General features: G+C 69.0%; 25 protein-coding genes. 8 read left to right on the forward strand and 17 right to left on the reverse strand.

From position 1 onward, the window contains the following. Positions 1-33 precede the first annotated feature (33 nt). On the reverse strand, positions 34-1,251 hold the full coding sequence (locus tag AB0H76_RS00695; RefSeq protein ID WP_357315385.1) for an acetyl-CoA C-acetyltransferase: 1,218 nt from the start codon (positions 1,249-1,251) through the stop codon (positions 34-36). Positions 1,252-1,333: 82 nt separating this feature from the next. Further along, the gene (locus AB0H76_RS00700) at positions 1,334-1,786 is read right to left on the reverse strand and encodes a hypothetical protein (protein WP_357315388.1); all 453 of its coding nucleotides are present in this window, start codon (positions 1,784-1,786) and stop codon (positions 1,334-1,336) included. Between the two features lie 163 nt (positions 1,787-1,949). On the opposite strand from AB0H76_RS00700, the gene AB0H76_RS00705 reads away from it, so the two are divergent. Then, the gene (locus tag AB0H76_RS00705; protein WP_357315391.1) at positions 1,950-3,341 is read left to right on the forward strand and encodes a cystathionine beta-synthase; all 1,392 of its coding nucleotides are present in this window, start codon (positions 1,950-1,952) and stop codon (positions 3,339-3,341) included. A 179-nt stretch (positions 3,342-3,520) separates the two neighbouring features. Next, positions 3,521-4,339 (forward strand): hypothetical protein, encoded by an 819-nt coding sequence (locus tag AB0H76_RS00710; protein ID WP_357315393.1) that lies wholly within the window; start codon positions 3,521-3,523, stop codon positions 4,337-4,339. A 66-nt stretch (positions 4,340-4,405) separates the two neighbouring features. Here the strand turns inward: AB0H76_RS00710 and AB0H76_RS00715 are convergent, their stop codons facing one another. Then, a complete protein-coding gene (locus tag AB0H76_RS00715) occupies positions 4,406-4,792 on the reverse strand; it encodes a DUF6401 family natural product biosynthesis protein (RefSeq protein ID WP_357315396.1) in 387 nt (128 codons plus the stop codon). 78 nt (positions 4,793-4,870) lie between these two features. Continuing rightward, positions 4,871-6,034 (reverse strand): acyl-CoA dehydrogenase family protein, encoded by a 1,164-nt coding sequence (locus AB0H76_RS00720; RefSeq protein WP_357315399.1) that lies wholly within the window; start codon positions 6,032-6,034, stop codon positions 4,871-4,873. A 78-nt stretch (positions 6,035-6,112) separates the two neighbouring features. On the opposite strand from AB0H76_RS00720, the gene AB0H76_RS00725 reads away from it, so the two are divergent. Further along, positions 6,113-7,264, forward strand: coding sequence for a cystathionine gamma-synthase (locus AB0H76_RS00725; RefSeq protein ID WP_357315402.1), 1,152 nt, complete (start codon positions 6,113-6,115; stop codon positions 7,262-7,264). A gap of 82 nt (positions 7,265-7,346) precedes the next feature. Here AB0H76_RS00725 and greA read toward each other — a convergent pair whose 3' ends face one another. Both greA and AB0H76_RS00735 read right to left on the reverse strand, forming a co-directional pair. Continuing rightward, positions 7,347-7,841 (reverse strand): transcription elongation factor GreA, encoded by a 495-nt coding sequence (gene greA / locus AB0H76_RS00730; protein ID WP_357315405.1) that lies wholly within the window; start codon positions 7,839-7,841, stop codon positions 7,347-7,349. A 312-nt stretch (positions 7,842-8,153) separates the two neighbouring features. Further along, the gene (locus AB0H76_RS00735) at positions 8,154-8,591 is read right to left on the reverse strand and encodes a DUF4307 domain-containing protein (protein ID WP_357315408.1); all 438 of its coding nucleotides are present in this window, start codon (positions 8,589-8,591) and stop codon (positions 8,154-8,156) included. Between the two features lie 120 nt (positions 8,592-8,711). Between AB0H76_RS00735 and mca the strand changes: the two genes are divergently transcribed. From mca to AB0H76_RS00750, 3 genes are all read left to right on the forward strand, one after another. After that, positions 8,712-9,629, forward strand: coding sequence for a mycothiol conjugate amidase Mca (gene mca / locus AB0H76_RS00740; RefSeq protein WP_357320255.1), 918 nt, complete (start codon positions 8,712-8,714; stop codon positions 9,627-9,629). After that, positions 9,629-9,901 (forward strand): hypothetical protein, encoded by a 273-nt coding sequence (locus tag AB0H76_RS00745; protein ID WP_357315411.1) that lies wholly within the window; start codon positions 9,629-9,631, stop codon positions 9,899-9,901. Before mca ends, AB0H76_RS00745 begins: the two co-directional genes overlap by 1 nt. A 389-nt stretch (positions 9,902-10,290) precedes the next feature. Beyond that, positions 10,291-10,875 carry a TIGR03086 family metal-binding protein gene (locus AB0H76_RS00750; RefSeq protein WP_357315412.1) on the forward strand — a complete coding sequence of 195 codons (585 nt, stop codon included), beginning with the start codon at positions 10,291-10,293 and terminating at the stop codon, positions 10,873-10,875. 3 nt (positions 10,876-10,878) lie between these two features. Here AB0H76_RS00750 and AB0H76_RS00755 read toward each other — a convergent pair whose 3' ends face one another. Further along, entirely contained in the window at positions 10,879-11,448 is a 570-nt protein-coding gene (locus tag AB0H76_RS00755; RefSeq protein ID WP_357315415.1) for a GyrI-like domain-containing protein, read from the reverse strand. A 122-nt stretch (positions 11,449-11,570) separates the two neighbouring features. Between AB0H76_RS00755 and AB0H76_RS00760 the strand changes: the two genes are divergently transcribed. Further along, complete coding sequence (locus tag AB0H76_RS00760; RefSeq protein ID WP_357315418.1) at positions 11,571-12,752, forward strand: AI-2E family transporter; 1,182 nt, start codon at positions 11,571-11,573, stop codon at positions 12,750-12,752. Here the strand turns inward: AB0H76_RS00760 and AB0H76_RS00765 are convergent. Both AB0H76_RS00765 and AB0H76_RS00770 read right to left on the reverse strand, forming a co-directional pair. Beyond that, positions 12,732-13,535 (reverse strand): NAD(P)-binding domain-containing protein, encoded by an 804-nt coding sequence (locus AB0H76_RS00765; RefSeq protein WP_357315421.1) that lies wholly within the window; start codon positions 13,533-13,535, stop codon positions 12,732-12,734. The two genes, AB0H76_RS00760 and AB0H76_RS00765, sit on opposite strands and share 21 nt — an antisense overlap. After that, entirely contained in the window at positions 13,492-13,968 is a 477-nt protein-coding gene (locus AB0H76_RS00770; RefSeq protein WP_357315424.1) for a hypothetical protein, read from the reverse strand. Before AB0H76_RS00770 ends, AB0H76_RS00765 begins: the two co-directional genes overlap by 44 nt. 88 nt (positions 13,969-14,056) lie before the next feature. Between AB0H76_RS00770 and AB0H76_RS00775 the strand changes: the two genes are divergently transcribed. Then, positions 14,057-14,689 carry a TetR/AcrR family transcriptional regulator C-terminal domain-containing protein gene (locus tag AB0H76_RS00775; protein WP_357315426.1) on the forward strand — a complete coding sequence of 211 codons (633 nt, stop codon included), beginning with the start codon at positions 14,057-14,059 and terminating at the stop codon, positions 14,687-14,689. Between the two features lie 5 nt (positions 14,690-14,694). Here the strand turns inward: AB0H76_RS00775 and AB0H76_RS00780 are convergent, their stop codons facing one another. Genes AB0H76_RS00780 through AB0H76_RS00815 form a run of 8 tightly spaced genes read right to left on the reverse strand, consistent with a single transcriptional unit; the run spans position 14,695 to position 25,788 of the window. After that, complete coding sequence (locus tag AB0H76_RS00780) at positions 14,695-16,320, reverse strand: ABC transporter ATP-binding protein (RefSeq protein WP_357315429.1); 1,626 nt, start codon at positions 16,318-16,320, stop codon at positions 14,695-14,697. Next, entirely contained in the window at positions 16,317-17,186 is an 870-nt protein-coding gene (locus AB0H76_RS00785; protein ID WP_357315432.1) for an ABC transporter permease, read from the reverse strand. Before AB0H76_RS00785 ends, AB0H76_RS00780 begins: the two co-directional genes overlap by 4 nt. Next, a complete protein-coding gene (locus tag AB0H76_RS00790; RefSeq protein WP_357315434.1) occupies positions 17,183-18,193 on the reverse strand; it encodes an ABC transporter permease in 1,011 nt (336 codons plus the stop codon). The genes AB0H76_RS00785 and AB0H76_RS00790 overlap by 4 nt, the downstream gene beginning before the upstream one ends. 36 nt (positions 18,194-18,229) lie before the next feature. After that, complete coding sequence (locus tag AB0H76_RS00795) at positions 18,230-19,864, reverse strand: ABC transporter substrate-binding protein (protein WP_357315439.1); 1,635 nt, start codon at positions 19,862-19,864, stop codon at positions 18,230-18,232. Continuing rightward, positions 19,861-21,795 carry a biotin carboxylase N-terminal domain-containing protein gene (locus tag AB0H76_RS00800; RefSeq protein ID WP_357315441.1) on the reverse strand — a complete coding sequence of 645 codons (1,935 nt, stop codon included), beginning with the start codon at positions 21,793-21,795 and terminating at the stop codon, positions 19,861-19,863. The genes AB0H76_RS00795 and AB0H76_RS00800 overlap by 4 nt, the downstream gene beginning before the upstream one ends. After that, entirely contained in the window at positions 21,792-23,357 is a 1,566-nt protein-coding gene (locus AB0H76_RS00805) for a carboxyl transferase domain-containing protein (protein ID WP_357315445.1), read from the reverse strand. The genes AB0H76_RS00800 and AB0H76_RS00805 overlap by 4 nt, the downstream gene beginning before the upstream one ends. Further along, complete coding sequence (locus AB0H76_RS00810; protein WP_357315448.1) at positions 23,354-24,589, reverse strand: aminotransferase class I/II-fold pyridoxal phosphate-dependent enzyme; 1,236 nt, start codon at positions 24,587-24,589, stop codon at positions 23,354-23,356. Before AB0H76_RS00810 ends, AB0H76_RS00805 begins: the two co-directional genes overlap by 4 nt. A gap of 5 nt (positions 24,590-24,594) precedes the next feature. Beyond that, positions 24,595-25,788, reverse strand: a complete 1,194-nt coding sequence (locus AB0H76_RS00815; protein WP_357320258.1) for an MFS transporter — start codon at positions 25,786-25,788, stop codon at positions 24,595-24,597. Positions 25,789-25,912 lie beyond the last annotated feature (124 nt).

Here is a 25,912-nt window from a genome sequence, read left to right on the forward strand (position 1 = left end):
GGAATACCGGTGGCCGCCTTTGTCATTCGCGAATCAGGAGAGGCGCTCGATGACCAGCGCCATGCCCTGGCCGCCGCCGACGCACATGGTCTCCACACCGAACTGCTTGTCGTAGGTCTGCAGGTTGTTGATCAGCGTGGTGGTGATGCGGGCGCCGGTCATGCCGAACGGGTGGCCCAGCGCGATCGCGCCGCCGGACACGTTCAGCTTGTCCTCGTCGATCTTCAGCTCGCGGGCCGAGCCGAGCACCTGCACCGCGAAGGCCTCGTTGATCTCGAACAGGTCGATATCGCCGACGCCCTTGCCGGCCAGCGCCAGCGCGCGCTTGACGGCCTCGATCGGGCCCAGGCCCATGATCTCGGGGGACAGGCCGGAGACGCCGGTGGACACGATGCGCGCCAGCGGGGTCAGGCCCAGCTCCTTGGCCTTGGTGTCGCTCATGATGACCAGCGCGGCGGCGCCGTCGTTGAGCGGGCAGCAGTTGCCGGCGGTGATGGTGCCGTCCGGCCGGAAGACCGGCTTCAGGCCGCTGACCTTGTCGTAGGTGACGCCGGCGCGCGGGCCGTCGTCGGCGGACACCACGGTGCCGTCGGGCAGGGTGACCGGGGTGATCTCGCGCTCGAAGAAGCCGTTCTTGATGGCCTCCTCCGCGCGGTTCTGCGAGCGCACGCCCCAGTGGTCCTGGTCCTCGCGGGTGATGCCGGTCAGGCGGGCGACGTTCTCCGCCGTCTGGCCCATCGCGATGTAGGCGTCGGGCAGCAGGCCGTCCTCGCGCGGGTCGTGCCAGCCGACGCCGCCCTCGGCCGTCTTGGCGGTGCGCGCCTGCGCCTCGTCGAAGAGCGGGTTCTTGGTGTTGGGCCAGCTGTCGGCGGAGCCGTTCTTGTAGCGCGAGACGGTCTCCACGCCGGCGGAGATGAAGATGTCACCCTCGCCGGCCTTGATGGCGTGGAAGGCCATCCGGGTGGACTGCAGCGAGGACGCACAGTAGCGGTGCACGGTGGTGCCGGGCACGGTGTCGTAGCCGAGCTCGACCGCGACGTTGCGCGCGATGTTGAAGCCCTGCTCACCGCCCGGGGAGCCACAGCCCAGGATCAGATCGTCGATCTGGGTGGGGTCGAGGGCCGGCACCTTCTCCAGCGCGGCGCGCACGATCTGCACGGTGAGGTCGTCCGGACGCATGTCGACCAGCGAGCCCTTCATGGCGCGGCCGATAGGCGAGCGAGCGGTCGAAACGATAACTGCCTCAGGCATGAGGGCTCCTTCGGTACTGCGGCGTGGCGAGCTCAGTTTTGTACTGGCACCTCTATGTGTACCGAACTCCTGGATTCCGGAGTCAGGCAGGTACGTCGAAGGCGGCGCGCGCGGGAATATGCCCGCTGTCGGTGGTGACCACGACCTCGATGCGGCCGGGCCCGGTGTCCTGGAACAGCGAGTACAGAATGCTGCCGTAGATGCCGACCACTACGGGGTTGCTGTAGGCGCCCGCGGCGCCGGTGTTCATGTTGCGCCAGGCGACGGTCGTCTGTACTTCGCACAGCGGGGCCAGGGGATAGACGCCCGGCCCGACGCCGGCGACCGGATCGGCCCGCATATTGATGATGGCCCGGCCCGGCCACTGCGCGCTGGTGTCGGCCCAGGTGCGGACGCTGGTCCAGCACAGGCCGCCGTGCGCCAGCGTCGGCACCTGCGGAAACGGCGTGGTGGCGGCGTTCGCCGCCGCGGTCGGGAGCAAAGCCAGCGCCGCCGCGGCGATCAGGGCGGCGCGAGCAATGGTGGGCTGCCTCATATTTGGGAATGATAGGGGCGAAGGGCAGTCAGAGCCGGGAGGTGCCGTCCGAGGCGCTTCGGGTTCGGCGCGCAGCTCACCGGGCCGCGTGGGGCACCGGGGGGCCGAGCGGCCGCACCACGGTCGCGTGCAGCGAAAATCCGGCTTCTGCAACGATGGGGGCATGCGCATCGCGAACCATGTCGTGGACCTCATCGGCAATACGCCCCTGGTTCGGTTGAACTCTGTGGTGGAACCGGAAGCCGGCCTGCTGGCCGCCAAGGTCGAATACCTGAACCCGGGCGGTAGTTCCAAGGACCGCATCGCGGTGAAGATGATCGACGCGGCCGAGGAGGCCGGGCTGCTGAAGCCGGGCGGCACCATCGTCGAGCCGACCTCCGGCAACACCGGCGTCGGCCTGGCCCTGGTCGCCCAGCAGCGCGGATACAAGTGCGTGTTCGTCTGCCCCGACAAGGTCTCCGAGGACAAGCGCAACGTGCTGCGCGCCTACGGCGCCGAGGTCGTGGTCTGCCCGACCGCGGTCGCGCCGGAGGATCCGGCCAGCTACTACAACGTCTCCGACCGTCTGGTGCGCGAGATCGAGGGCGCCTGGAAGCCGGACCAGTACTCCAACCCGGGCGGCCCGGACAGCCACTACGCGACCACCGGCCCGGAGATCTGGAAAGACACCGAAGGCAAGATCACCCACTTCGTCGCGGGCGTGGGCACCGGCGGCACCATCACCGGCACCGGCCGCTACCTCAAGGAGGTCTCGGGCGGCACAGTGCAGATCATCGGCGCGGATCCGGAGGGCTCGGTGTACTCCGGCGGCACCGGTCGGCCGTACCTGGTCGAGGGCGTCGGCGAGGATTTCTGGCCCTCGGCCTACGACCCGGCGATCCCGGACGAGATCATCGCCGTCTCCGACGCGGACTCCTTCGACATGACCCGCCGCCTGGCCCGCGAGGAGGGCCTGCTGGTCGGCGGCTCCTGCGGTATGGCCGTGGTGGCGGCGATCGAGGTGGCGCGCCGCGATCCGAACAACGTGGTGGTCGTGCTGCTGCCGGACGGCGGCCGCGGCTACCTGTCCAAGATCTTCAACGACCAGTGGATGAGCTCCTACGGCTTCCTGCGCACCCGGCTCGACGGCAGCGTCGCCGAGCCGCTCGTCGGTGACGTGCTGCGCGGCAAGTCCGGCGCCCTGCCGGATCTGGTGCACACCCACCCGTCGGAGACCCTGCGCGACGCCATCGAGATCCTGCGCGAGTACGGCGTTTCGCAGATGCCGGTCGTCGGCGCCGAGCCGCCGGTGATGGCGGGCGAGGTCGCGGGCAGTGTCACCGAGCGGGATCTGCTCTCGGCGGTGTTCGAAGGCCGGGCGCACCTGACCGATTCGGTGGCCAAGCACATGAGCCCGTCGTTCCCGCTGATCGGTTCCGGCGAGCCGATTTCGGCGGCGACGAAAGCACTTTCGGATACTGACGCGCTGATGGTCGTCGAAGACGGCAAGCCGGTCGGCGTCATTACCCGCCACGATCTGCTCGGTTTTTTGAGCACGGGCAGCATAGGGCACTGATCGGATAAACGCACGCGGCAATTCGGTCGCCGATTCATCGCGACCGAATAACCATTCCTCCTACTTTGGCAATTTCCTGGCAAACTGCTGGTTTAGCACTTCGCGGCGGGGTACAACCGCTGGGAAGGTCGCCTGGCAACCGCCTGGGCGTCGTCGAATAGCAGCGAAGGGAAGCAGCCGTGCAAACCTCCAACTTGGCTATCGATATCGACTTCCGACAGGGGTGGTCCGACGCCTGGAGTGCGATCGCGACGTTCGTCCCCAAGTTCATCGGATTCCTGGCGATCCTGTTCATCGGCTGGATCGTCGCCAAGATCGTCGCCTCGATCGTGGGCCGGGTGCTCGACCGGGTCGGCTTCGAGAAGCTGGTCGATCGCGGCGGCATCAAGAACATGCTGGCGCGCAGCAATTGGACCGCCTCGCAGATGCTGGCCAAGCTGGCCTACTACGCGGTGCTGCTGATCACCCTGCAGCTGGGCTTCGGCGTCTGGGGCCCGAACCCGGTGAGCGACATGCTCAACGGCATCGTCAGCTGGCTGCCGAAGCTGGCCGTCGCGATCGTCATCGTGATCGTCGCCGCGGCCATCGCCCGGGTCGTGCAGGAGATGGTGTCGGCGGCGCTGGGCAGCCTGTCCTACGGTCCGCTGCTGGCCCGGGTGGCCTCGGTCTTCATCTGGGCGCTCGGCATCATCGCGGCGCTGAACCAGGTCGGCGTCGCCACCGCGATCACCGCGCCGGTGCTGTGGGCCGTGCTGCTGACCATCGCCGGCATCCTGATCGTGGGTGTGGGTGGCGGCCTGGTCCGTCCGATGCAGTCGCGCTGGGACGGCTGGCTGGAGAAGGCCGAGAACGAGATGCCGAACCTGAAGGGCCACGCCCAGGCCTACCAGCGTGGGCGTGAGGACATCTCGCGGGAGCAGGCGTGGCAGGACCAGTCGGCGACGACGACCACCCGCTACACCAGCGCGACCGGCGATCAGACCCGTCAGAACGGCTGAATCACGCTCTGAGTCGCTGTAAGACAACGTCCGCCGCGAGCCTCGGCTCGCGGCGGACGTCTGTGCTCAGTTGATGGCTTGCGCTTGGACGCACACCGCGGCCAGCCGCAGTTGCATCCAGTCGGCCCGGGTCCAATCCGCGGGCGGCAGGCCGGTCATCGGGGTGGCGATCATCTCGGCCAGATCCTGGGCGGTCGCGGGCTGGTGCTCGCGGGCCTGGTCGAGCAGGCCGCGGACATATCCGGCGAGCAGCAGCAGCGGCGGCACCTCCTCGGCATCCTCGACACCGTGGTCGAGAATGTCGCGCAAGGCCGCGCCGTGCTGGTCGAGCACCGCCGACAACGCCGGATTCACCGCGGCCGCGGCGAGCGCCGGTTCCCCGTGCGATTCGTGCAGGCGGTTCATAATTCTGCGCGCCGACACTTCGAGCAACGCGGGACCGAGCATGAACATTGGCCGACTGTAGCAATCATGCAGTGTTTATCAAAATGTGATCTTCGACCTATTTATCCCGGGCTCCGAAAGTGTTTGTCAGCGAAACGCATTCGCGTCCGTCAGTGCTTTTCCGAGGACCAGTTGATGGACTTCGGCGGTCCCCTCATAGGTCAAAACGGACTCGAGATTGTTGGCGTGCCGCAGCACCGGATAGTCCAGCGTGATGCCGTTCGCGCCGAGGATCGTGCGGCACTCCCGGGCGATCTTGATCGCCTCCCGCGTGCTGTTCAATTTTCCGGCGCTGATCTGGTCGGACAGCAGCTCGTGCCGGTCCTTGAGCCGGCCCAGGTGCAGCGCCAGCAACTGGCCCTTGCCGTACTCCAGGGCCATGTCGGCCAGCTTGGCCTGGGTCAGCTGGTAGGCGGCCAGCGGCTTGTCGAACACCTCGCGGGTGCGGGCGTAGTCGATGGTGGCTTCCAGGCAGTCCCGGGCGGCGCCCAGCGCGCCGAAGATGATGCCGAAGCGGGCCTCGCTCAGGCAGGCCAGCGGCGCGGCCAGCCCGCGCGATTCCGGCAGCACGGCCTCGGCGGGCAGGCGCACGTCGTCGAAGTCCAGCTCGGCGGTCACCGAGGCGCGCAGCGACAGCTTGCGGTGCATCACGCGGGCGGTGAAGCCGGGGCTGTCGGTCGGCACGACGAAGCCGCGGATCTTGTCCTCGGTCTGGGCCCAGATGACGGCCACGTCCGCGACCGAGCCGTTGGTGATCCACATCTTCGAGCCGTTGAGCACCCAGTCCGCGCCGTCGCGCACCGCGCGGGTCCGCATGCCGCCCGGGTTGGAGCCGAAGTCCGGCTCGGTCAGGCCGAAGCAGCCGATGACGCGGCCCTCGGCCATCCCGGGCAGCCACTGCTGCTTCTGCTCCTCGGAGCCGAACTTGTGGATCGCGGTCATCGCGAGCGAGCCCTGCACCGAAACCATGCTGCGCACACCGGAATCCACCGCCTCCAGCTCCTGGCAGGCCAGGCCGTAGGTGGTCGCCGACATGCCGGCGCAGCCGTAGCCGTCCAGGTGCATGCCCAGCAAACCGAGCTTGCCGAGTTCCGGCGCCATCTCCCGGGCCGGGAAGGTGCCTTCCTCGAACCAGTCCGCGATATGGGGTCGCAGCTTCTGGGTGGCGAAGTCTCGTACGGTGTCGCGGATCTCGCGTTCCTCGGCACTGAGCAGGGAGTCGGTGGCGAACAGTTCATCAACGCTGAGCATGGACCTCACGCTACCGCCGAGCCACCCAACCCCGTGCCCGAAGGCAGCGGCCGAATCGGACCCATTTAGGCTGGCGCTATGAGTGCTGAAGGGTTGGGATTTTCCACACGGGCCGTGCACGCCGGATTCGAACCGGATCCGCAAACCGGCGCGGTGAACGTTCCGATCTACGCGAGTTCGACGTTCGCCCAGGACGGCGTCGGCGGCCTGCGCGGCGGCTTCGAGTACGCCCGCACCGGCAACCCGACCCGCCAGGCGCTGGAAGCCAACCTCGCCGCGCTGGAATCCGGCCGTTTCGGCCGCGCCTTCGCCTCGGGCATGGCGGCCACCGACTGCGCGCTGCGCGCCACCCTGCGCCCCGGTGATCACGTCGTCATCCCCGACGACGCCTACGGCGGCACCTTCCGCCTGATCGACAAGGTGTTCACCCAGTGGGGCATCACGCACTCGCCGGCGGCGGTCTCCGACCCCGATGCCGTGCGCGCCGCGATCCGCCCGAACACCAAGCTGGTCTGGATCGAGACCCCGACCAACCCGCTGCTCAACATCGGCGACATCCCGGCCCTGGCCGAGATCGCGCACGACGCCGGCGCCAAGCTCGTGGTCGACAACACCTTCGCCACCCCGTACCTGCAGCAGCCGCTGCTGCACGGCGCCGACATCGTCACCCACTCGACCACCAAGTACCTGGGCGGTCACTCCGACGTGGTGGGCGGCGTGCTGATCACCGACGATCCCGAGCTGGACGCGGCGTTCGCGTTCCTGCAGAACGGCGCGGGCGCGGTCCCCGGCCCGTTCGACGCCTACCTGACCATGCGCGGCGCCAAGACCCTCGCACTGCGGATGGAACGGCACTGCGACAACGCCGAGCTGCTGGCCGAGTTCCTGGTCAAGCATCCGGCCATCGCCCAGGTCATCTACCCGGGCCTGCCCGAGCATCCCGGCCACCAGGTCGCCGACAAGCAGATGCGCCGTTTCGGCGGCATGATCTCGGTGCGGCTGCACGGCGGCAAGGAGGCGGCGCACGACTTCTGCTCGCGCACCAAGATCTTCACCCTGGCCGAATCGCTCGGCGGCGTGGAATCGCTGATCGAGCATCCCGGCGCCATGACGCACGCCTCCACCGAGGGCTCGGAGCTGGAGGTGCCCGCGGATCTGGTGCGGCTGTCGGTCGGCATCGAGGACGGCGCGGATCTACTCGCCGATGTCGAGCAGGCGCTGGCGGGATAGGACCACACAGATGACGAAGCGGCCGCACTCGAGATCGGGTGCGGCCGCTTGCGTCTGCTACGGGTTTTCGGCTACCGGCGGATCAGCTGTGGTAGGGCTCCGCGCTGACCAGGGTGACCTTCATGACGTTGCCGTTGGGCAACTGGTATTCCCGGGTCTCGCCGACCTTGGCGTCGATGAGCGCCCCGCCGAGCGGCGACGCGGGGGAGTAGGTCTCCAGCTTGGAATCGCTGAGGCCCTCTTCGCGGGTAGCGATCAGGAAGGTCTCGGTGTCGGACTCGTCGCCGTCGTAGTAGACCTTGACGACCGAACCGGGCAGCGCCACACCGGACTTGGTGGGCGCGACACCGACCTTCGCGTTGTTCAGCAGTTCCTGCAGCTGGCGAATGCGCGCCTCCTGCTGACCCTGCTCTTCACGCGCGGCGTGGTAGCCGCCGTTCTCCTTGAGGTCACCCTCTTCACGGCGTTCATTGATCTCGGCGGCGATGACGGGACGGTTGGCGATGAGCGCGTCGAGTTCGCCCTTGAGCCTGTCGTGCGACTCCGGGGTCAGCCAAGTCACTTGCGTCTCAGTCATCTCGATCACTCCCTAGTAGTTGTTCCCGGAAAACCGGGATTTCTTCGTAGCTGCCGCAGTACCCACCCGGGAGCGGGCACGCACCAGCCGACGACCAGGCGCGATCAATGGAGGTTCGAAGAACTCCTACCGACCTGATCCCGGGCAAACCCGAAAACCCAAGATTCCCTGCGCTGGCCGCCAATGCAGCAAACACGGCTCCGAGGTCCGGAACCGTGTATCACGCCATTTTAGCATGAATCACAAACATGCAGGTCGGAACTTGTTTTGTGTCCGAGGGGTGCCGTTTGTTCGCCGGATAGGTCCGGTTGATCACCCGGCTCGCAGGTAACCCGGCACCTGATCGGCGCATCCGTAAACGTTGCCGGCCGATGGCCGGGACGAGGACCGCACGGTGGTGGTCAGCTCCAGGGTGCCGCTCTCGGACGGCGGGATCAGCACTTCGCGACGGCCGATCTCGGCGCTGTTGCTGGACATCACCCGCACGAAACACACCACGGGCTGTCCCGGATCCTTGCGGGTCACCTTGAACCGGACCGTCATGGTGGAGTCGTCGATCTGCTGGTAGCCGAGCCCTTCGGCCTCGATGTCCTTGGGCCCGTACTTCTGGTAGCCCAGGAAGGCGACGCCGACCCCGGCCAGCACCACCAGCACGCTGAGCACGATCGGAATCCACGGCCGCCGAACCCGCTGAACCTTCCCATAGCGGTCGGCGTGTCGCGCCGCAGCTGTGGACTCCGCGTCGGTCATAGCGATCACTCCGGGGGGTAGGTCGGAACAAAAGTAGGTCGGATGGAACTATAGGGAACGACCATCCGACACCCGCGACCGAGAGCGATGGTGAACGAAATCGTGAGTGGCCTTCGCCTCATGGCGGTGCACGCCCACCCGGACGACGAGTCCAGCAAGGGCGCCGCGACGACCGCACGTTACGCCGACGAGGGACACGACGTCCTGATCGTCACGCTGACCGGCGGCGAACGCGGCAGCATCCTCAACCCTGCCATGGATACCCCCGGCGTGCTGGATCGCATCGACGAGATCCGCCGCGAGGAGATGGCCGCCGCCGCCCGCGCGCTCGGTGTCCGGCAGACCTGGCTCGGCTTCGTGGATTCCGGCCTGCCCGAGGGCGACCCGCTGCCGCCGCTGCCCGAGGGCTGCTTCGCGCTGGTGCCGCTCGAGGAGGCCACCGAGGCGCTGGTGCGCGTCATCCGCGAGTTCAAGCCGCACGTCATCACCACCTACGACGAGACCGGCGGTTACCCGCACCCCGACCACATCCAGTGCCATCTGGTGTCGATGGCCGCGTTCGAGGCCGCGGGCGACCCGGAGCGCTTCCCCGACGCGGGTGCGCCGTGGACGCCGCTCAAGCTGTACTACGACCACGGTTTCTCGATGAAGCGGCTGGAGCTGTTCGCCGCGGAGTACGAGCGCAACGGCGAGCCCTTCCCGCTGCAGGAGTGGCTGGACCGGATGCGCGGGTACTCGGTGGACCGCGGGGACATCATGTCGCGGGTCACCACCCAGATCGATTGCGGCAAGTACTTCAACCAGCGTGACGACGCGCTGCGGGCGCACGCCACCCAGATCGACCCGAACGGCGCGTTCTTCGCGATACCGCTGGAGATGCAGCAGCGGCTGTGGCCGACCGAGGAATTCGAGCTGGCCCAGACCCGGGTCCGCACCGCTCTCCCCGAGAACGACCTGTTCGCGGGCATCGAAGAAGCTGAACTCACCCACCCCGCCGACTCCGTCGGCGACCATCCCCGTAGTGGAGTCCAGGGCTGATGTTGCTCGAACTGCTCGCCCAGACACCCGGAACCCCGACCGGCCCGGAATTCGGCAAGGCCTCCCCGCTCGGCCTGGTGATCGTGCTGGTGCTGCTGGCCGGCACCGTGCTGCTGGTCCGCTCCATGAACCGGCACCTGAAGAACCTCCCGGAGACCTTCGAGCCCGAGCATCCGGAGCCCGATCAGGAAGCCGACGAGGGCACCGAGCCCGGCATCACCAAAGCGACCAAGGACGAGTCCGGCGCCGAGGGGCACGCGCAACCGAGCTGAGGGCCCGCGCGCCGATCGCCCACCTCGGCATTCTTCGCGGATAGTGTCCTTGACGGCGAAATCGGTTCCGGCGCAGTCGATTCGCTCGTCACCGGCGTTTCCGTCACCGGCGGGGATCATGCCATCGTCGACACCCGGCGATCGCTCCGCTATCGGCACCGAATCCCTTCGAACCCAGTGCTGCAACAGGTTTGGCGGCGATTCGCGCTGCGTCGAACAGGTGATCCGGCACACAGCGGAGGTCGTCCGCCCGCCGTCGCGATCGCGGTATGGGCAGCACCACAGTTGTTTTCGCGGCTGGTGATGCCGGGTAATCCGATCCTGCGGTTGCTGCCACTTGTCAGCCGGTCGTGCTATCAATGCTGCATCCGCTCGAGCGAAGGAAGCCCATGGAGACTGCGCCTACCCGTCCCGTCGGAGTGATCGGCCAGATCGATCGCGCGCTGGATACCGCGGAAGTGATCGTCGCGGCCATCACGGCCGAGCAGTTGACGGCGGCCACTCCGTGTCGGGAATGGGATGTGCGCGCCGTCCTCAATCACCTGGTGGGCGGGATGCACCTGTTCGCGGCCGCGCTGAGCGGGATGGACGCGGGCGCCGGCCACGACGACGACTGGCTGAGTTCGGATCCGCAGGGCGCGTTCGGCGCGGCCGCCGAGATCGACCGGGCCGCCTGGCATCGCCCGGACGCGCTGGAGGCGACGGTCGAGATCGGGCTCGGCGCACTACCCGGGCATTTCGCGGCCGCCGTCCACCTGACCGAGCTGGTCGTGCACGGCGTCGATCTCGCGGTGGCCATCGACCGGCCCGATCTCGCCGACGATCAGCTCTGCGCCGACCTGCTCACCCTCATGGCCGAGCAGGGCGGCCTCGACGCCTTCCGCAAGCCGGGCATGTTCGACGCCGCGGTCGAGATCGCCGCCGACGCACCGGCACACCGCAGGCTGCTCGCCTACGCGGGCCGCGTCCAGTAGTCGCTAGAGCCGTCGCGCCGGGTGGCGCAGAATGGTTTTCGTGCTGTTCCCCGGTGTCCTGCGCGGGTCCGACAGGTAGATCTCGTGATGCCTGCCGTTCATCGTCAGGCCCTCGGCGGTCATGAAAGCGTCCATCCGCGCCAGTGTTTCGGGTTCGGTCGCGTACGGGCCGACGTGCAGCGCCTGCACCGCGAGCCCCTCGTGTAACCGCTGCACGGTGACCGGCTCGGTCACCACCTCGGCCGCCATCTGCTCGGTGACCACCTCCGGCAGCCGAATGAGCAACTGCCAGTGCCATTCCGCGCGCGGCACCGTCAGCGCGGGCCGGTCGTCTTCCACCCACCACAGGCCCTCGAGCTTGGCCACCACGAAATCCCGCTCCGCCGCCTTGGCCCGCTTCTTTATTCCGTACGCCGCCCGGTACAGCGCGGTGACGGCCTCGGTGTACTCCGGCCCGGCGGGTGCGCCCACCCCGGTGACCGCCAAATAGTCGCAGGCCTCGAAGGTCCGCAGTTGGGGTGCGGCCGCGGCCGTGTAGTAGTGCTTGTCGCTCTTGGCGAGATCGATCTTCACAGTGCTCCTCTCGGGTCCGCGTCGAGCCTGAACCCTCCCGCGGCTGGAGAGTCAAGCCCGATTATCGAATCACCGGCTGCTGTAACCGAGTATTTGCTGACCGGTGGGCCACACTGAGGCTCGTGGCTACCCCACCTGCACCGGACCGATCCGCCGCGACCTGGGATACGGCGCGCCGGATGCCGCGCTGGCTGCCGCGGGCGATGGTGCTCGCGTTCGTGCTGGCCGGCGTCTTCGAGCTGTGCAACTGGGCCGTCTACCGGCTGCTCGGGCTGTTCATCCTGGTCCTGGTCGCGTTCTTCGTCGCGCTGGCGATGGAACCCGCGGTCGACAATCTCGCGGCCCGCGGCCTGTCGCGCGGGCTGGCGACCGGGTTCGTCTTCGTCCTGCTGTACGCGTGCGTGGCCGGGTTCACCGCGGCGCTCGGGGTGTTGCTGGTGCACACCGTGTCCGGCGTGGTCAACGAATTCCCGCGCCTGATCGATGAGGCCGTCGGGTGGGTGAATTCGACGTTCCACCAGGACTTCACGGTGGCGAAACTGCGCAAGCGGCTGCTCGAGGAATCCGATGTGATCAGCAACTACGCGCAGAGCGCGGCCAATCACGCCTGGGGCCTGTCCTACACCGTGCTCGGTGAGCTCGGCCGCTTTCTCACCGTCGCGCTGTTCAGCATCTATTTCACGGTGTACGGACCGCGGATGCGGCGGTCGATGTGCTCCTGGCTGCCGACCGAGCGCCAGGACATGATCCTGCGGGCCTGGGATCTCGCGATCGAGAAGACCGGCGGCTACCTGTACAGCAGGGCGTTGCTCGCGGTGATCTCCGCGCTCGCGCACGGCCTGTTCCTTTGGGCGCTCCGCATCCCCAACGCGATCGAGCTCGGCATCTGCTTCGGCGTGATCGCCTCGTTCGTCCCGATCATCGGCACCTATCTGGCCGGCCTGCTGCCGATCCTGGTGGCGCTCACCATTCACCCGATCGACGCGGTGTGGATCCTGATCTTCGTCGTGGTCTATCAGGTCTTCCAGGACTATGTCCTGCAGCCGCGGATCACCGCGCACAGCGTCGATGTGAATCCGGCGATCGCGCTGCTGGCCGTGATGGCCGGCGGCGCGCTGCACGGCGCGGTCGGCGCGCTGCTCGCTATCCCGGCCGTGGCCACGCTGCAAGCCTTCCTCGGCCTGTACGTCAAGCGCTACGAGGTCGCCGAGGACCCGCGCATCGACCGGGTCGGCAAGTCCCCGCGCCGTTCTCGCCGCGGCAAGGACCGTGCCGCACCGGTTTCACCGGAGGTCGGTGAGTAGATCGTCCAGCGCGGCGCCGAGCGCGTCGGCGTTGGCCTGGTCGAACCAGGTGGTGCGAATGCGCTCGTTGTTGCCCTTCGGCGTCTCGTGCTCGGCGGCGAGTTCGCCCAGCGAGCGTTCCGCGCCCAGCGAGCGGCCGACATCCTGGAAGAGGCTGCGCACGTAGCGTTCCGCGGCGTCGGCGGGGATGCCGTGTCCGACGGCCCATCCGGTGAGCGCGGTCAGGTACGCGTAGTGCGCGGTCTGCGCGCCGGTCACGGCCGACAGCACGTCGAAGGCCGCTTCATCCGCGACCGGCAGGGCGCCGCCGAGCCGATCGAAGAGCGCGTCCACCACCGGGTGGGACGGGAAAACGACTGTCACCGAGCGCCGTTCGCGCGCGGAAGGCAGCGGGATGGCGCGCACCAGCGGCGCCTCGGTGGCGAGAATCCGGCGCAACTCGTCGTTGCTCACCCCCGCCATCACATTGACCACCGTCTTGTCGCCGTCCACGCGCAGGCCGCTCAGTGCCTCGTGCCGGTCCGCCCGGCGTACGGCGATGATCACCACCTCCGCCCGGCGCACCACCTCCTGGTTACCGGCGCAGACCTGGACACCGTCGTACCGCGCGGCCAGCTCCCCGGCGATCCGCGCACCCCTGGGCGAGAGGAACACTTCCGGCGCGTCGCCGCCGCTGTACAACCCGGCCACGAGCGCCTGCCCGAGTTTGCCCACCCCGATGATGCCGATCCGTAAGTGCCTACCCCAATCGCGCGTAGTTGTCGTGACCCATGGTGCGGCCATCGCGGGCGCCCCGCCACAGCAGTGCGACGGCCACCAGCCCGGCCAGGCTGGGCGCCATTCCGGCCCAGCCGAGCACGGGCGCCAAGCCGGTATCGCCGGACGCGTCGTTCGTGAGCAGCAGGGTCAGCCCGAGGCCGGTGCCCAGGACGAACAGTGTGGTCGCGGCCGGGCGGGCCCACCGCTTGCCCGCTTTGACCGCCCAGGCGGACCCGAGCCAAGCGAGGACGCCGAGTGCCCCGATGACCGTGAGCAGGATGAGGTAGGCGCCGACGGCCGAGTCGATGCGGGCGTCGGAGTAGGTGGGATAGCCGGATCGAATGTGGTCGGCCAGCAAGGACCGGTCCAGGTATGGGGTGCTGGTCACCAGGACGGTGAGCCCCAGTCCCGCGAGCATCGCGCCGAGGGTCGATCGCTCGAATCGTCTGGTCTTCATGATGTCGCTTCCCTTTCTAACCTACGTCGTAGGTTTCAAGGACGACGGTATATCCTACGGCGTAGGTTTGACAAGGAGAGGGGCGAACATGGCCAGGCGGGCGCAGGGCACAGCGGCGGGGCTCACCCGCGAGCGGATCGTGGCCGCCGCCGTCGCGCTCGTCGACCGCGACGGTCTCGAGCGCTTCGGAGTCCGGCGGCTGGCCGACGACCTCGGTGTCGATCCGATGTCGATCTACAACCACATCAAAGGCAAGGCGGCCCTGCTGGATTCGGTGTCCGAGGCGGTGCTCGCCGAGTTGCCCGACGTGGCGCACGACGCCGGGGACTGGGAGGCTGTCGCCCGCTGGACGGCGCACAGTTATCGCGAGATCGCCTGCCGTCATCCCCGGGTGATCCCGCTGCTGGCCACCCGCCCGCAGACCTCACCGACCGCCCTGGCCGCGCTGGAAACGCTGGTCACCGCGATGCGCGCGGCCGCTCTGCCCGATCGGCTGATCGCCGACACCCCGCTGCTGCTGTTCGGTTTTCTCAACGGTTACCTGCTGGCGGCGATCAGCGCCGAAACCGACACCGTGCCAACGGTTCCCGAAATCGACGCCACCCGGTATCCGGCGCTGGCCGCGCTCGCGCCGCAGCTGGCCGACTTCGGCTCGGTGGCCGAGTTCGACCGGCTGCTCGACGCGGTACTCGCCGGGATCCGTTGCCGGGCAGCGAGATAGCGGGCCTAGGCCTCCGCGCTGAGCTCGGGCAGGCGGGGGACCGAGGCGACCAGCCGGCGGGTGTATTCGTGCTGTGGCGCGTGCAGCACCGAGTCGACCGCACCGGATTCGACGACCCGTCCGTCTTTCATGACGACCACGCGATCCGCGAGGTGGTGCACCACCCCGAGATCGTGCGAGATGAGCAGCAGCGCGGTGCCGAACCCGGCCTGCAATTCGGCGAGCAGATCGAGGATCTGGGCCTGAACGGACACGTCGAGCGCCGAGACCGGTTCGTCGGCGACGAGCAGGGCCGGGTTCGGCGCGAGCGCGCGGGCGATGGCCACGCGCTGGCGCTGGCCGCCGGACAGGGTGCGGGGGTGCCGGTCGAGCAACTCGCGGCTCAGGTGCACCGCGTCCAGGATCTCCCGGACCCGCCCGGCGCGGGCCCGGCCCCGAATCCCCACGGTGTCCAGGCTTTCCCCGATGATGCGCTCGACGGTGTAGCGCGGATCGAAGGAGCTGAGCGGATCCTGCGCGATCAGCTGCGCGGTGCCGCGAAGACGCCGCAGTTCCTTTTCCGGCAGTTCGCTCCACGGTGCACCGTCGACGACGACGCGGCCCGAGCTGGGCGCGACGAGCCCGAGCGCCATCCGCGCGGTCGTCGTCTTGCCGGAGCCGGATTCGCCGACGATGCCGAGGGTTTCACCGGCGAACAGATCGAAGTCGACATCGGCGACCACGGTGCGCGCGGCCGCTCCGGAACCGTAGGTCTTGCGAAGCTTCCGCGCCGACAACACGATTCGGGTGTCGTCGATCGTCCGCTCCGGCAGCGGCGGGCGCTCGGCAACCGAGAGCGCCGTCCCCCGCGAGGCCGCCGACGGTACGGCGGCGAGCAGCTTGTTCGTATACGGATGCGCGGGCCGGGTCAGCACATCGTGACTCGCGCCCGCCTCGACGATCTCGCCGTCCTTCATCACCAGCACCCGATCGGCCAGCTCCGCGACCACCGCGAGATCGTGGCTGATCAGCAGTAGTGCGTTGCCCGCGGCCTTGCGCTGGCGCAGCAGATCCAGGATCTGGCGCTGCACGGTGACGTCGAGCGCGGTGGTCGGCTCGTCGGCGATGATCAGCCGCGGATCGCCCGCGATGGCCGTGGCGATCAGCGCCCGCTGGCGCAGGCCGCCGGAGAGCTCGTGCGGGTACTGCCGCAACCGCAGCTCTGGTTCGGGGACACCGACATCGGTGAGCAGACGGACGCTGCGCGCGGTGCGCTCGGGCCCGCGTAACCGGGTCAGCACCCGTTGCGCCTCGCCCAGCTGGCCCCCGATCGTGCACAGCGGGTCGAGCGAGACGAGCGCGTCCTGGAGGACGAATCCGATGTCGGCGCCCCGGATTCGGCGCCACTGCCGTTCCCGGAACCCCCGGGCGTCCTGTCCGCCGAGTTCGAACTCATCGGCCCGCACCCGCGCGTTCGATCCGGTCAGCCCGACCAGCGCACGGGCCGTCACCGACTTGCCCGACCCCGATTCACCGACCAGGGCCACCGCCTCGCCGGGCTCGATCCGCAGGTCGATGCCCTTGACCACATCGTGGATTCCGCCCGGCCCCGCGAAGCCGATGCGCAGATTCCTGACAGCGACCAGACTCATGCCGGCGGCCTCCCGTCGTAGTGCCGTTGCCAGTGCCGCCCGAGGGAACTCACCGCGATGACCGTCGCGGTGACCGCGACACCCGGCAGCACGGCGATCCACCAGGCGTTGCGCAGATAGTTGCGCCCCTCGGCGAGCATCGCGCCCCATTCCGGTTCGGGCGGTTGCGGTCCCATGCCCAGGAAGCTCAGACCGGCCGCGCCGAGGATGGCGGTGCCCAGGCCGATGGTGGCCAGGATCGGCACCTGGGCGACCGCGTGCGGCAGCACGTGCCGCCGCACCAGCGTGGCCCGGGTGAGCCCGAAAGTCCGTGCCTGCTCGACATATCCGGATTCCTGCACGACCAGGGTCTGCGCGCGCACCACGCGGGCGAACCGGGGGATCGAGGCGATGCCGAGCGCGAAGATCAGGTTGGTGGTGCCCGGCCCGGTGAACGAGATCAGCACCAGCGCCAGCAGCAGATCCGGAAAGGCCGAGACCACATCGAGGAACCGGGTGATCAACTCGTCGAGCGCGCCGCGGGCCAGCCCGGCCAGCAGGCCGAGCAGCGTGCCGGCCAGCACCGCGATGGCCACGGCCGTCACGCCGATGAGCAGCGAGTAGCGCGCCCCGTGCACGACCCGGGTGAACACGTCGCGCCCCAGATGATCGGTGCCGAACCAGTGCTGGGCGCTCGGTGGAAGCTGTGCCGCGAGGGGATCCGCTTCGAGCGGATCGGATCCGGCCAGCACGTCGGGCGCGAGGACCGCGACGGCGACCAGGCCGACCGTCACCGCCGCCACCGCGACCCCCGGGGCGAAGCCGATATTCTTCGCGCGCAGCGCGATTCGGCCGAGTACCGGGCGCGCGGAGTCGAGGACCGTCATCGCGCACCTCCGCGCCCGGCGTCGCGGCGCAGCCGCGGATCCAGTAGCGGATACAGCAGATCGACCAGCGTGCTGATCACCACGTAGACGAACGCGGACAGGATCGCGACCGCGAGCACCACCGGAAGATCCTGTGCCAGCACGGCTTCGACCGTCACCCGGCCGAGGCCGGGCCGCCCGAAGACCTCCTCGATGATCACCGCGCCGCCCAGCAGTCCGCCGACCAGCCAGCCGGTCAGGGTCACCGCGGGCAGGGCGGCGTGGCGCAGTCCGTGCCGCAGGCGCAGCTCGCTCTCGCGCACCGACCACGACCGCACCGTCACCGCGAACGGTTCGTCCAGCGCCCGCTCCAAGCCGTCGCGCAGCACCTGGGAGATGACCGCGCCGAGCGAGAGCCCGAGCGCGAGCGCGGGCAGCACCAGCGCCGACAAACCCTTGTTCGCCGCCACCGGGAAGATCTTCAACTGGAAGCTGAAGACCGAGAGCAGCACGATGCCGAGCCAGAACGCCGGTGTCGAAACCAGCGCCAGTTCAACGGCATTCGCGACCGCGCGGGCCCGCCGCCGCCGGGCGGTGAGCGTCGCGACGGCGACCGCGAAGACCAGCGCGACGAGCAGCGCGGCCCCGGTGAGCGCCAGGGTGGGCCCGGCCTGTGAGCCGAGCACCTCGGCCACCGGCCGCTGCAACACGTAGGACCGCCCGAAATCCCCGTGCGACACGTTCCACAGGTAGCGGGCGTACTGCACGACGGCCGGGCTGTCCAGGCCCCATTCGGCCCGGATGGCGGCTTCGACCTCCGGGGTGCGCGGCTGCTCGCCGAGCAACACGTCGACCGTGTCGCCCGGCGCCAGCCGCACCCCGATGAAGGACAGGGTGATCGCGCCCCACAGGACGCCGATGCCCGAGATCACCCGAAGCACAACCCGTTTGGCGGTGCCGGCGCGAGCGCTGGGCGCGGTGCCGGCAATGGGTTCCACCGTCTGCGGAGCGGTGATTTCGAGCGTCACGGACAGCACCCCGGTTCGGCGCGCCCGCTCGCCGGGCTACCCACGCGAGACCCAGATGTCGTAGGAGTTCTCCACGAGTTGCTTGTACGGACGGAATCCCGCGCCGTGCACGTGCGCGGCGGCCGCGAGCTGGTTCTCCGGAATGTAGAGCGGCAATCCATAGGCCTTGTCCACCAGCGCGAATCGCTGCAGCTGACCGTACTGCTTCGCCCGTTCGGTGTTGTCGACGGTCGCGGCCGCGGCCCGGAGCCAGCCGGACAGTTCCGGGTCGGTGGCACGGCTGTAGTTGAGCGTGCCCAGCCCCGTCGCGGGGTACCAGTGGTTTTCGATGTCGATGCCGCCGGTAATGGTGTCGGAGTTGGCGATCGCGCCGAAGGTGTTGTTCTTGCGGAACTCGGCGTAGGTGCCCAGATCGACGTAGGACAGCTTCAGATCGATGCCCGCGTTCTGCTTGGCCTGTGCCTGCACCGCCTGCAAGAGCACCTCGCGCTGGTCGCGCACGGTGGACTGGGCCTGCACCAGTTCGATGGTCAGGCGCTGGCCGTCCTTGGTCCGGAAGCCCTCGGAATCCTTGCCGGTCCAGCCGGCTTCGTCGAGCGACCGGTTGGCCGCGTCCTTGTTCGCGCCGTAGGCGCCCTCGACGCTCTTGTCGTAGAACAGCGCGTCGACGCTGGAGGCGATGCCCCACCCGCGGGTGCGCTGGCCGCGATAGATCGACTTCAGCACCGCGTCGACATCGACGGAGTTGTTGAGCGCCTTGCGAACCCGCACATCGGCGGCGGGCCCGAAGGTGGCGTTCCAGTACAGCGTGTACGGGCTGCCGTTGTTGAGCGACCGCTGGTAGGTGAAGTCGGGATCGCCCTCGAACAGCGAGGAGTCGTTGCCGGACACGCCCTCGATCAGGTCGACCTGGCCGGAGGTGAGCGCGCCGGTGCGCACCGAGGATTCGGGCAGGAACCGGTAGGTCACCTCGTCCAGGTAGGCCGGGCCCTGGTGCGCGGCGTTCTTGGGCGCCCAGTTGTAGTCCGGGTTCTTCCGGAAGTGCAGTTCCTGACCCTTGACGTAGCGGTCGATGATGAACGGGCCGGTGCCCGCGATCTCCGGCCCGCCGGCTTTGAGCTGCGGCTTGTCCCACGCGGCCGGGGAGATGATGGGGAATCCGGCGGCGAAGTCGAGGAACGGCGCGTACGGGTCCTTCAGGGTGAAGACCAGGGTGCGCTCGTCGCGGGCGTCCACCGCGGCCAGATGCGACAGCGGCCCAGCGGACCACCCGCCGGAGTAGGACACGTCCTGCATCTTGGTGAAGTTGCGGGCCGCCGCGGCCGCGGTGAGCGGGCTGCCGTCGGTGAACTTCACCCCCTCACGCAGGGTGAAGGTGTAGGTCAGTCCGTCCGGCGAGATCTCGTGCCCCGAGGCCAGCCAGGAGACGAAACCGCCCTCGGTGGTGCGCGCCAGCAACGTCTCGAAGACGTTGCGCAGCATCAGATGTGTATTGCTCTGGCCGTTGAGGTGCGGATTGAGCGTGGTCGGCTCGGTCTCCACACCCCAGGTCAACGACCCGCCGCTCCGCGGCTCCCCGGACCCGGAGTCCCCGGTATCCGCTCCGCCGCAGGCGGTCAGCAGCATGGCTGCCGCCGCGAGAGCTGTCGCTAGTCGCCAATTCCGCTTCACCGCGCGGTGCTCCTGTCTTCGATGAGAAAAATTGATTGGGCCGTGGTGACGACCGCGCCTTCCAGCGCGGTGACGGTGACGATCCCGGTGTGTGTCGCGGTCAGCTCGTGTTCCATCTTCATGGCCTCGACGACGCCGAGGAGCTGGCCTTTTTCGACCTCCGCACCCGATTCGACGTGCAGGCGCACGAGCGTGCCGGGCATGGGGGAACGGATCTCGGGGTCGGCCGAAGTCGTGCCGAGCGAGCGGTATTCGGCGTAGCGCACGTCGCGGGTGACCCCCGCCACCTGGCTGACCCAGCCCTCGCCCGCCCGGCGGACCGTGCTGGTGACCGCGCCCACGGTGACGGTGTCGCCGGTGCGGATACCGGACACGCTCGGGCCGTCGGTGTCGGTGCGGACCAGCACCGCCTCGCCGTCGTATCCGCTGACCCGCACCGTGAACGGGCGGCCGTCGACCGTCAGATCGAGGGTGCCCAGGTCGTGCTCGGCGGGGTCCAGCCAGGTCCGGTCGCCGACCGGGGCACCCGCCGACCACGGCGTGCTGCGGTCGGGTGCGGTCAGCGTCGCGGCCACCGCGAGGGCGCTGAGCCGGTCGGGATCGCCGAACTCGGCGACCGGGTCGATCCGGTCCAGGTAGGCGGTGTCGTGCTCGGCCGCCGCGACGATCGGGGCGGCCAGCACCTGGGCGACGAAGCCGAGGTTGGTCGAGATGCCGTGCCAGCGCAGGTCCGCGCAGGCCTGCCGGGCCGCGGCCAGCGCCTGCGCGCGGGTGCCGCCGGTCGCGACGAGCTTGGCGATCATCGGATCGAATCCGCCGGTGACGTCGAGCTTGCGGGTGAAGGCGCGGTCGACGCGGACCTGCGGCCACCGGGTCACCTCGAGCGGGCCCGGGCACGGCAGGAAGGACCGGAACGGGTCCTCGGCGTACATCCGGACCTGCACCGCGGCCCCGGTGTAGCCGATCTGCGCCTGGGTGGCGGGCAGTGGCTCCCCGGCGGCGACCCGCAGTTGCCACTCCACCAGGTCGAGCCCGGTGATCTCCTCGGTGACGGTGTGCTCGACCTGGAGCCGGGTGTTCATCTCGATGAAGAAGAACTCGGCGCCCACCAGCAGGAACTCGAACGTGCCCGCGCCGGTGTAGTGCAGCGCCCGCGCGCCGCGCACGGCGGCGTCGAACATGCGCTCGCGCAGTTCCTCGGGAATCCGCGGCGCGGGCGCCTCCTCGATCACCTTCTGATGCCGGCGCTGCAAGGAACAGTCGCGATCGAAAAGGTGCACGACACTGCCGGATTCGTCGCCGAAGACCTGCACCTCGATGTGGCGCGCGTGCTCGACGTAGCGCTCCAGGTGCAACCGGCCGTCGGCGAAGGCCGCGGTCGCGGTCCGGGTCGCCGAGGCCAGCGATTCGCGCAGTCCGTCGGCGGCGTGCAGCACCGACATGCCCTTGCCGCCGCCTCCGCCCGCGGGTTTGACGATCAGGGGATAGCCGATATCGGCGGCCGCTCGGACCAGTGTGTCCAGGTCGTCGCTGGCCTCTTTGGTGCCCGGCAGCACGGGGACACCGGCCTCGGCCATCACCTGGCGCGCCGAGGCCTTGTCGGCCATGGTCTCGATCGTTCCCGAGGCGGGTCCGACGAAGACCAGCCCGGCCGCGCGCACGGCCCGGGCGAACGCGGCGTTCTCCGAGAGAAAGCCGTAGCCGGGATGCACTGCGTCACAGCCGGTTTCGGTGGCGGCCCGGACCAGCGCCGCCGCGTCGAGATGGCCGCCCGCGGGCAGCCGCACGGTGGCCTTGGCCCCGGCGTGATAGGTGAGGTCGCGGTCCTCCTCGACACTCACGGTGACGTAGTCGATGCCGAGGTCCGCGCAGGTGCGCGCGATGCGGGCGGCGATCTCGCCGCGGTTCGCGATGAGCAGTGTCGAGATCACAGGCGCAGCACCCCGAACGTGGCGGCGGCCGGGGCGGTCCGGTCCCAGCGCTCGTGGGCCAGCGACAGGCACTGCGCGAGCCAGGCCCGGGTGTCCTCGGGTTCGACGATGGCGTCGATCCACATCCGCGCGGCGATATAGGCCGGCAGCGACTGCTGTTCGAAGCTGTCGATGATCGGCTGCTTGATCGCGGCCTCCTCGGCGGGGCTGAGCTCCTTGCCTTCGCGGCGCAGCCGGTCCCGCTTCAGGATCGCCATCACCGCGGCCGCCTGCTCGCCGCCGACGCCGGTGGAGCGGGCATTCGGCCACATCGCCATGAACTGGCCGCCCATCGACCGGCCCGACATCGCGAAGTTCGCGGCGCCGAAGCTGCCGCCGATCACCAGCGAGATCTTCGGGACCGTCGCGCAGGAGACGGCGTTCACCATCTTCGCGCCGTGCTTGGCCACGCCCTCGCGCTCGTACTGCTCGCCGACCATGAACCCACTCACGTTGTGCACGAACAACAGTGGGATCCGGCGCTGGTTGCAGATCTGGATGAAGTTCGTCGCCTTGAGCGCGCTGTCCGGGAAGATCACGCCCTGGTTGGCGATGATGCCGACCTCGTAGCCGGCGATGCGCGCGGTCGCGCACACGATGGTGATGCCGTAGTCCTTGCGGTACTCCACCCAGGAGGCGGCGTCGACGACGCAGCGCAGGATCGCGCGGACGTCCATCTCCTTCTTGGTGGTGGCCGGGATCAGATCCGGCAGGCGCGCCGGATCGTCGGCGGGTTCCAGGGCCTGGAACGCGGGTGGCCGCACCTCGTCGCCGGGCGCCCGCGCGACGATGTCGCGGATCATCGCCAGCGCTTCCTCTTCGTTCGCGGCCAGGTGGTCGGCCACGGCAGTTTCCCGCACGTGCAGGTCGGCGCCGCCGAGGGTCTGCGCGTCCACCTTGATGCCGGTGGCGGCCTCCACCAGCTGCGGCCCGCCGAGGAAGACGGTGCTGAGGTCCTTGACCATCACCGTCTCGTCGCTCATCGCGGGGATGTAGGCCCCGCCCGCGGTGCAGATGCCGAGCACGGCCGAGATCTGCGGCAGGCCCAGCGCCGACATCTCCGCGATGTTGCGGAACATCTTCCCGAGGTGTTCCTCGTCCGGGAAGATCTCCTCCTGCAGCGGCAGGAAGATGCCGCCCGAGTCGGCCAGATACACACAGGGCAGGCGATATTCGCGCGCCAGTTTCTGCCCGCGCAGCTGCTTCTTGATCGTGAGCGGGTAGTAGGTGCCGCCCTTGACGTGCGGATCGTTGGCGAACACCATGACCGGCCGGCCGTGGATGGTGCCGATCCCGACGACCAGCGCGGCCGCGGGCAGATCGGTGTCGTACATGCCGTGCGCGGCCAGCCGCCCGATCTCCAGGAACGGGGTCCCGGGGTCGAGGATCCGGTTGACCCGTTCGCGCACCGGCAGTTTGGCGTCACCCGGCCGACGCCGGGGCGCCACGATCGCCGCGGTGTGCTCGCGCAACTGCCGGCGCTGAGCTTCGAAACCGACGTTGTTCTCGATGGTGAGAGTCATGCGAGCTGTTCCTCCCGGTCCTGGTGTGCGGCCAGACTCGCGGTCAGCGTGTCCGCGAAGCGGTGGATGGTGGCGGGCTCCAGGTCCGCGCGCAGCATCAGGCGCAGGCCCGCGCTGCCGCGGCGGATGATCGGGAAGAACACGGGGGAGGTGTAGAAGCCGGCCTCCAGCATGTCCCGGGCCACCGCCACGGTGGTGTCCTCGCGGCCGATGCTGACGAAGCGGATCGGCAGGCCGTCGCCCGCGAGCTCGGTGTCGACCAGGGAGTCGAACAGCCGGACCCGCTGCTGGAGTTCGACCTGCAACCGGTCCACGGTGCCGTCGTCGTGCAGGTCACAGGCCGCGACGATGGCGCCGAGACCGGCGGTGTTGATCCGCTGCGACCACATCAGCGGGCCGCTGGTGCGCAGCAGCGTCGGCTTGCGCGAGTCGTCGCCGGGCGGGCCGAAGAAGATGACGCCGCCGCTGGCGCCGAAGCCCTTGTTGAGCGAGGCGATGATGAGCGTGCGGTCGCGCCAGCCCTCGTGCGCGCCGAGGACATATCCGCGCCCGTTCGGACCCAGCGTCGAAATGCCGTGCGCCTCATCGAAATACAGGAACAGCCCGTACTGGTCCTGGAGCCGGTGCAGCTCGGCCAGCGGGGCGCCGCCGCCGGTGCTGTAGACGCCGTCGGCGATGTAGGCGACATGAGAGTGCTTGCGGCACAACTCTTCCAGCGCCTCGATGTCGTTGTGCTCGATGGTGACCAGCTCGGTCTCGTCGGCGACCAGCGGCTTCATCGCGTTCAGGCAGAAGTGCGCGTTCTTGTCGAAGACCACCAGCGGTGCGTGCCCGCCCGTCAGTTCCCCGGAGGCCAGCAGCGGCAGGGTCGCCCAGGCCGCCGCCGCACACGAGGACACCGTGACGGCCTGGGCGCCGAAGGTCCGCGACAGGCGCTGCTCGGCCTCCTCCAGCAGGCTGAGCCGAATGCGCATCCGGGAGATGGAGGAGTTGATCGTCGCGGTCTCGTCCAGGCCGCGATGCGCGCCCGCGATGATGCGCGGGTCGCTGTCCAGGCCGAGGTAGGAGTAGGAGGAGAAGTTGACGATCGTCCGGCCGTCCCGGTCGTGCACCGTGCCGTCGCGCATGTCCGTCGCGACGATGTCGACCAGCCCGTGTGTGGCGCTGTCGTCCCAGAAGGTGTTGCTCAGTTGCAGCTGCCTGCGAATATTGGCGAATTGGTGAGTGACCATTCCGGTTAACCCTTCGTCGGCGAGAGCACCGTGACGACCGATACGTTCACGGCGGCGAGCAGAGAGATGGCTAGGGACCAGGCGAGCAGCCCGGTGAGCGAGGGGCCGGCCAGCGACGCGAGGCCCGCCAGACCCTGCTGGATCAGCGCGCACCACGAGACCGCGATCGCGCCGCCGGCGACCAGGTGGCTGACGGCGTTCGCGGCGCTGTTGGGGAAGAGGGTGGCCTGACCGAAGGTGGTGGTGACGTAGCCGGCGAGGAAGATCGGCAGGGCGATCGCCCTGTGCAGGTCGCCCACCCAGACCACCGTGATGAGCAGGCAGCCGGCCAGCATGATCCAGGCGCCCTGCCGCATCATGACGCGCGCGCCCAGCTCGCTCACCCGCCGCCGGACGTAGGTCGCCCCGGCCAGGTAGGCCGCGCCGTACAGCACGCCGAAGAGCCCGAAAACCCAGGGCGGCAGCGCGAATCCGTCGGCGAAGATGAACGCCGAGCGCTGCTGGATCATCACGATGACCGCGAAGCCGATGCCGCCCGCGACGGCGGGGGCCAGAAAGGCCCGATCGCTGAGTAGCCTGCGCGCCGAGCCACGGCTCGGGGCGGGTGCGTCCGGCCGCGGCAGCGAGATGCGCAGCGCGAGCACGACGGGCACGATCGCCAGGACGGCCAGTACGGCGAACCCGTACCGCCAGCCGAGAGTGGAGGTGACGATGCCGCCGATCACCTGGCCGCCGCCGAGCGCGACGACGAAGGCCATCGACAGCAGCGCGAGCTGGCGCGCGAGTTCGGCGCCGGTGAACAGGTCCTTGACCATCACCCGCCCGACCACCGCGATGCCGCCCGCGCCGATCGCCTGAATCACCCGCAGCGTCAGCAATTCCGGCGCGTTCTGGATCAGCGCCAAGCCCGCGCTGGCCAGGATGAAGCAGAGCCCCGCCGCGGCGAACGCGGGCACCCGGCCGAATCGTTCGGCGGCCCGTCCCCAGGCCACCACCGGCAGCGCCGCGAACACCACGAAGATGGCCACCGAGAGCTGCAAGGTGCTGTCGCTGGCACCGATATCGGCGCCGAGCGCCGGCATACTCGGCAGGTAGATGGTGGTCGCCATCTGCGCGACAATGACTGCCCCGCAAGCGATTGCGACAATCCTCCGGTTCGGTGCCGTTCGAGTCGTCGTCCCGCCGGTCTGTTGCCGCACAGCCAAGTCACTTCCCCTACGCCCCACAGATGTGCGCCGCAATGCGGCCGGCCACCTCTGAACATTTCTGGCGTCGGCAAAGCATTGTCAGCGTCACTTGTCCGGATTTCGGATCCGCTTTATA

Source organism: Nocardia sp. NPDC050712 (genome assembly GCF_040654295.1).
GTDB lineage: Bacteria > Actinomycetota > Actinomycetes > Mycobacteriales > Mycobacteriaceae > Nocardia.

Excerpts from the sequence above, each read along its gene's own strand:
- AB0H76_RS00695 (WP_357315385.1), bottom strand. The coding sequence starts at position 1,251 with ATGCCTGAGGCAGTTATCGTTTCGACCGCTCGCTCGCCTATCGGCCGC.
- AB0H76_RS00700 (WP_357315388.1), bottom strand. The coding sequence starts at position 1,786 with ATGAGGCAGCCCACCATTGCTCGCGCCGCCCTGATCGCCGCGGCGGCG.
- AB0H76_RS00705 (WP_357315391.1), top strand. The coding sequence starts at position 1,950 with ATGCGCATCGCGAACCATGTCGTGGACCTCATCGGCAATACGCCCCTG.
- AB0H76_RS00715 (WP_357315396.1), bottom strand. The coding sequence starts at position 4,792 with ATGTTCATGCTCGGTCCCGCGTTGCTCGAAGTGTCGGCGCGCAGAATT.
- AB0H76_RS00720 (WP_357315399.1), bottom strand. The coding sequence starts at position 6,034 with ATGCTCAGCGTTGATGAACTGTTCGCCACCGACTCCCTGCTCAGTGCC.
- AB0H76_RS00725 (WP_357315402.1), top strand. The coding sequence starts at position 6,113 with ATGAGTGCTGAAGGGTTGGGATTTTCCACACGGGCCGTGCACGCCGGA.
- greA (WP_357315405.1), bottom strand. The coding sequence starts at position 7,841 with ATGACTGAGACGCAAGTGACTTGGCTGACCCCGGAGTCGCACGACAGG.
- AB0H76_RS00735 (WP_357315408.1), bottom strand. The coding sequence starts at position 8,591 with ATGACCGACGCGGAGTCCACAGCTGCGGCGCGACACGCCGACCGCTAT.
- mca (WP_357320255.1), top strand. The coding sequence starts at position 8,712 with ATGGCGGTGCACGCCCACCCGGACGACGAGTCCAGCAAGGGCGCCGCG.
- AB0H76_RS00745 (WP_357315411.1), top strand. The coding sequence starts at position 9,629 with ATGTTGCTCGAACTGCTCGCCCAGACACCCGGAACCCCGACCGGCCCG.
- AB0H76_RS00750 (WP_357315412.1), top strand. The coding sequence starts at position 10,291 with ATGGAGACTGCGCCTACCCGTCCCGTCGGAGTGATCGGCCAGATCGAT.
- AB0H76_RS00765 (WP_357315421.1), bottom strand. The coding sequence starts at position 13,535 with ATGGCCGCACCATGGGTCACGACAACTACGCGCGATTGGGGTAGGCAC.
- AB0H76_RS00770 (WP_357315424.1), bottom strand. The coding sequence starts at position 13,968 with ATGAAGACCAGACGATTCGAGCGATCGACCCTCGGCGCGATGCTCGCG.
- AB0H76_RS00775 (WP_357315426.1), top strand. The coding sequence starts at position 14,057 with ATGGCCAGGCGGGCGCAGGGCACAGCGGCGGGGCTCACCCGCGAGCGG.
- AB0H76_RS00780 (WP_357315429.1), bottom strand. The coding sequence starts at position 16,320 with ATGAGTCTGGTCGCTGTCAGGAATCTGCGCATCGGCTTCGCGGGGCCG.
- AB0H76_RS00785 (WP_357315432.1), bottom strand. The coding sequence starts at position 17,186 with ATGACGGTCCTCGACTCCGCGCGCCCGGTACTCGGCCGAATCGCGCTG.
- AB0H76_RS00805 (WP_357315445.1), bottom strand. The coding sequence starts at position 23,357 with ATGACTCTCACCATCGAGAACAACGTCGGTTTCGAAGCTCAGCGCCGG.
- AB0H76_RS00810 (WP_357315448.1), bottom strand. The coding sequence starts at position 24,589 with ATGGTCACTCACCAATTCGCCAATATTCGCAGGCAGCTGCAACTGAGC.